The organism is Mesorhizobium sp. M7A.F.Ca.MR.176.00.0.0, assembly GCF_004023165.1.
Classification (GTDB): Bacteria; Pseudomonadota; Alphaproteobacteria; order Rhizobiales; family Rhizobiaceae; genus Mesorhizobium.
The window spans coordinates 23662-28129 of record NZ_RZTC01000071.1 but is presented as its reverse complement, the minus strand read 5'-3'; the positions used below and the strand labels follow the sequence as shown (position 1 = coordinate 28129).

Genomic DNA, 4468 nt, shown 5'->3' with positions numbered 1-4468 from the left:
CAGGTCAGGGACCTGGAGCACTTCGAGGAAACTGCTGGTCCTGGGCCGACCGTAAACTCCACACCTGTGGAGCGTAACAAAACTGACATCACCGCGACATGGCAGGTTCATGTGGCTGCGTTAGGCGAGAGCCTGACGATAAATGGTCCGGACTGGAACCTGCCCCCATGCCAGCAAATTCCGCCACGCTCGAAATCCGCGGTGTCACCCGACGATTTGGCAAGAACACTGCCGTCAGCGACATCAACATCGCGATCCCGCAGGGTCAGATGGTTGGCGTCATCGGCCGTTCGGGCGCCGGCAAATCGACCCTTCTTCGCATGATCAACCGTCTCATCGATCCCAGCCAAGGGTCGATTTTCTTTGACGGCGCCGAGGTCTCGCAACTGCGCGGCTCGCCGCTGCGGCGCTGGCAGCGCGACTGCGCCATGATCTTCCAGCAGTTCAACCTGGTGCCGCGCCTCGACGTGCTGACCAATGTGCTGCTCGGCAAGCTGAACCACCGTTCGACCGTGTCCAACCTTCTCGGTATGTTTTCCCGCGCCGAGTGCGCTGAAGCCGTCGCCGCGCTCGAGCGGCTCGATATCGCCCGCACCGCGCTGCAGCCCGCCGGCACGCTGTCGGGCGGCCAGCAGCAGCGCGTCGCCATTGCCCGCGCCATGATGCAGCAGCCCAAGGTGATCCTCGCCGACGAGCCTATCGCCTCGCTCGACCCGCTCAACGCCAAGGTGGTGATGGATTCGCTGCAGGACATCAATTTGCGCGAGGGCATCACCGTCGTCACCAATCTGCACACGCTGGATACCGCGCGCACCTACTGCAACCGCATCATCGGCATGGCCGCCGGCAAGGTCGTCTTCGACGGCCCACCGGAAGAACTCAACCGCGAGGCCGTGCGTCTCGTCTATGGCGCCGACAGCAATGGCCAGGAAATCTCCGAGGCCATCACCTCGACCAGCGTTGCCTTCAGCCGAAAGATCGCCGCATCCGCCGGACCGCTCGAGCCCGCATTCCCAGGGTATTGAGAGCGGTTGGGATCGCCAGCCCACGTCAAGGGCACCTGTCAAAATCGATAACGCTGCCGGCGCGGGGCCGGAACCTACAGGAGAGATAACAGATGTTCAGGAAGATGGTTTTTGGCGCCGTTTCGGTGCTCGCCATGGCGACCAGCATGGCCCATTCCGCCGACATGAAGGAATTTCGCGTCGGCATTCTCGGCGGTGAAAACGAAACCGACCGCCTGCGCAACTACCAGTGCCTCGCCGATCATCTGAAGGCCGAATTCGGCTTCGAAAAGGTCTCGCTGTTCCCCGCCGCCGACTATGACGGCGTCATCCAGGGTCTGCTCGGCGGCACGCTCGACTTCGCCGAACTCGGCGCTTCCGGCTATGCCAGCGTCGTTCTCAAGGACCCTAAGGCGGTCACCCCGATCCTCACCACCCAGCAGACCGACGGCGCCACCGGCTATTATTCGATCGGCCTGGCACTGAAGTCCTCCGGCATCACCGACATCAAGTCGGCCAAAGGCAAGAAACTCGGCTATGCCGATCCGGATTCGACCTCCGGCTATCTGATCCCGCTGACCCAGATTCCGAAGGACACCGGCGCTTCGAACGAGACGTTCTTTGCCTCGACCCAGTTCAACGGCGGCCATGAGAACAACATTCTCGCCGTGCGCGACGGCAAGGTCGATGTCGCGGTAGACGATTCTTCGGGCGTCGGCGACTTCAAGAACGGCTTCACCTCCGGTAGCTTCCACAAGGTAGTCGCCAAGGGCGCCGTCGACCCCAACGACTTGGTCGAAGTCTGGCGCTCGGGCCTGATCCCGAACGGCCCGCTGGTCGTGCGCACCGCGCTCGGCGACGAGATGACCGCCAAGCTGGCCGCCTTCTTCACCGCCTTGCCGACCAAGGACAAGGCCTGCTTCGAAGGCGTCGAAGGCGGCGACTTTACCGGCTACGTCCCGGTGAAGGCGGACTTCTACAACGTCATCGTCGAAGCCCGTAAGGCAGCCATCGGCGGCTAACGGCGAAACCGGAAAGGGCGGTGCGTTCAAAGTACCGCCCTTTCTGCATCTCCGATCATGACCATTTCAGTGACAGCCCCCACCCACCAGATGGCCGATGCCTGGCGAAGCCAGACGTCCCTGCGCCGGCTCTATACAGCACTCGGCGTTGGCTTGCTGCTTGTTGCGATGTTTTCCAGCATGTGGTTTGCCGACGAAGCCAATGCCGGGCACTTTTTTGACCGCCTGCCGCACATTCTGGATTTCCTGAGCTGGCTGGTTCCCAAGGACTGGAACGACGTCTGGCGCGCGCTATTCGACATCGCCTCGCCGCACGACACCGGTACCCAGGAATTCAACTTTCCGCTCGGCCGGGTCTATATCTGGGGCGGGCTCTACATCCCCGAATATTTCGAGCTGATGCTGACCACGGTGAATGTGGCGCTGGTCTCGACCTTTATCGGCTTTGTCTTCGCCGTGCCCTTCTCGTTCATCGCGGCGCGCAATCTGACGCCGCACCCGGTGCTGCGGCTCATCGTCAAGCGCCTCATGGAATTGCTGCGCGCCTTTCCCGAAATCGTCATTGCCGGCCTGTTCGCCGCCATCGTCTCGACCGGTCCCATCGCGGCCATCATCGCCATCGGCCTGCATTCGATCGGCGCACTCGGCAAGCTGTTCTACGAGATCAACGAGAACATCGACATGCGCGCCGAGGAAGGCTTGACGGCGGTCGGCGCCAACTGGTTCGAGCGGGTGCGCTTCGCCGACCTGCCGCAGGTGCTGCCCAATTTCATGTCCTACACGCTGCTGCGGATCGAGATCAATGTTCGGGCATCGACGATCATCGGCGCCGTCGGCGGCGGCGGCATCGGCGAGGAGCTGAAGCTCTCCATCTCGCGCGGCTTCGGCGCCAAGACGCTGGCGCTGGTGCTGCTGCTGTTCACGACCATCTTCATCATCGACCAGTTCTCCGCCTGGCTGCGTCGCAAATTGGTCGGCGAACAGGCCTTTTTGATGAGCCCACCTGACCATGGCCATGACCGTCGATGAAATCAAAGCGATCGAGGAACGCTACCCGCACGTGTTCCGGCGTCCGGCCTACAAGCGCTTCGGCCCGTTGCTCCTGTTCGTCGGCACGCTCCTCTATCTCGTCTATGCCTTATGGTTCTTCAGCCTGCCGCAGGTTTTGCGCGAATCGCATTGGGAACGGCTGCCGCTCTTCCTGACGCAATGGGTCAGCTACGATCTGCAACCGGAATTCCGGCTCGACCAGCCGGAGATTACGCCCAGATATCCGCGTTTTTCGGCGCTGGGCGAGAATCCCAATCCGGATTGGGTAATCAAGAATGCCGACGGCTCCTTCACCGTGCGGATCGATGGCCAGGCAAAGTCCGTCACGTTCGACAAGACCTATGCGACCATTGTTGCTCATGGACAAACAGTGCCGGTAGCGTTGACCAGCGGCAAGCCGTTAGTCTCGGGCCCTGTGCCGGACTGGGTGACCGTGCATGACGATGAAATCGTCGCCAAGATGGGCTTTGTCGGCGAGGTGCGCGTCACCGTAGACCGGGTAAAAGTCCGCAAACGCTTCCTCGGCTGGGCAAATTTCGTGTTCGACACACGCTCACCCTTCTTCGGCAAGTCCGCTGGCGAAGTCATCTCGCTGATCGTGTCCGGGCCCGAACTCAAGCCGGGCACCTCGAACCTCGCGCTGGCCGGCAACAACATCTGGAACAACGCCCAATGGCAGCACGGCGACGTCTGGACGAAGCTGCTACAGACCATTGTCATGGCTTTTCTGGGCACGCTGCTCGGTGGCATCGTCGCCTTTCCGCTTGCCTTCTTCGCCGCCCGCAACATCACGCCCAGCGGGTTGCTCAGCCAGATCCTGAAGCGCTTCTTTGATTTCATGCGCTCAGTCGACATGTTGATCTGGGCGCTGTTCTTCACCCGCGCTTTCGGCCCCGGCCCACTGGCAGGCAGTGCCGCCATCTTCTTCACCGAGATCGGCACCCTCGGCAAAGTCTATTCGGAAAGCCTCGAGAACATCGACGACAAGCCACGCGAGGGCATCAAGTCGACCGGCGCCAATGGCTTGCTGGTGCAGCGCTATGGCGTGATGCCGGAAGTCATCCCCATCTTCATCAGCCAGACGCTCTACCAGTGGGAATCCAACACCCGCGGCGCCACCATCATCGGCGCCGTCGGCGCCGGCGGCATTGGCCTCAAGCTCTGGGAAGCGATGCGCACCAATTCCAACTGGGCCAACGTCTTCTACATGGTGCTGCTGATCCTGTTCGTCGTCTTCATCTTCGACAACATCTCCAACTTCCTGCGCCGCCGGCTGAGCCGGACAATCCACGACTACAACAGGATCCAGGCCGAGCAGAGGTAGGCTTGTGATGCAGCAGCGCAAGTCGTCTCGTCCGGCGCCAAAGGATCGACCCCCACTCCGTCGAGCTA

The 4468-nt window shown here is 61.6% G+C and carries 4 protein-coding genes; all 4 read left to right on the top strand.

Annotation, left to right across the window (positions count from 1 at the left end):
- Positions 1 to 167 precede the first annotated feature (167 nt).
- The 4 genes from phnC (at position 168) to phnE (EOB59_RS22245) (ending at position 4400) form a co-directional block, all read left to right on the top strand.
- Positions 168 to 1025, top strand: coding sequence for a phosphonate ABC transporter ATP-binding protein (gene phnC / locus EOB59_RS22260; protein ID WP_128289249.1), 858 nt, complete (start codon positions 168 to 170; stop codon positions 1023 to 1025).
- 92 nt (positions 1026 to 1117) lie between these two features.
- Entirely contained in the window at positions 1118 to 2026 is a 909-nt protein-coding gene (gene phnD / locus EOB59_RS22255; protein ID WP_128289248.1) for a phosphonate ABC transporter substrate-binding protein, read from the top strand.
- A gap of 57 nt (positions 2027 to 2083) precedes the next feature.
- Positions 2084 to 3055 carry a phosphonate ABC transporter, permease protein PhnE gene (gene phnE, locus EOB59_RS22250; RefSeq protein ID WP_128289247.1) on the top strand — a complete coding sequence of 324 codons (972 nt, stop codon included), beginning with the start codon at positions 2084 to 2086 and terminating at the stop codon, positions 3053 to 3055.
- Complete coding sequence (gene phnE, locus EOB59_RS22245; protein ID WP_164895720.1) at positions 3042 to 4400, top strand: phosphonate ABC transporter, permease protein PhnE; 1359 nt, start codon at positions 3042 to 3044, stop codon at positions 4398 to 4400. Before phnE (EOB59_RS22250) ends, phnE (EOB59_RS22245) begins: the two co-directional genes overlap by 14 nt.
- Positions 4401 to 4468: the final 68 nt, after the last annotated feature.

What these genes read in the sequence shown, in the direction of transcription:
- phnE (WP_128289247.1), top strand. Translation starts at nt 2,084, where the DNA reads ATGACCATTTCAGTGACAGCCCCCACCCACCAGATGGCCGATGCCTGG.
- phnE (WP_164895720.1), top strand. Translation starts at nt 3,042, where the DNA reads ATGACCGTCGATGAAATCAAAGCGATCGAGGAACGCTACCCGCACGTG.
- phnD (WP_128289248.1), top strand. Translation starts at nt 1,118, where the DNA reads ATGTTCAGGAAGATGGTTTTTGGCGCCGTTTCGGTGCTCGCCATGGCG.
- phnC (WP_128289249.1), top strand. Translation starts at nt 168, where the DNA reads ATGCCAGCAAATTCCGCCACGCTCGAAATCCGCGGTGTCACCCGACGA.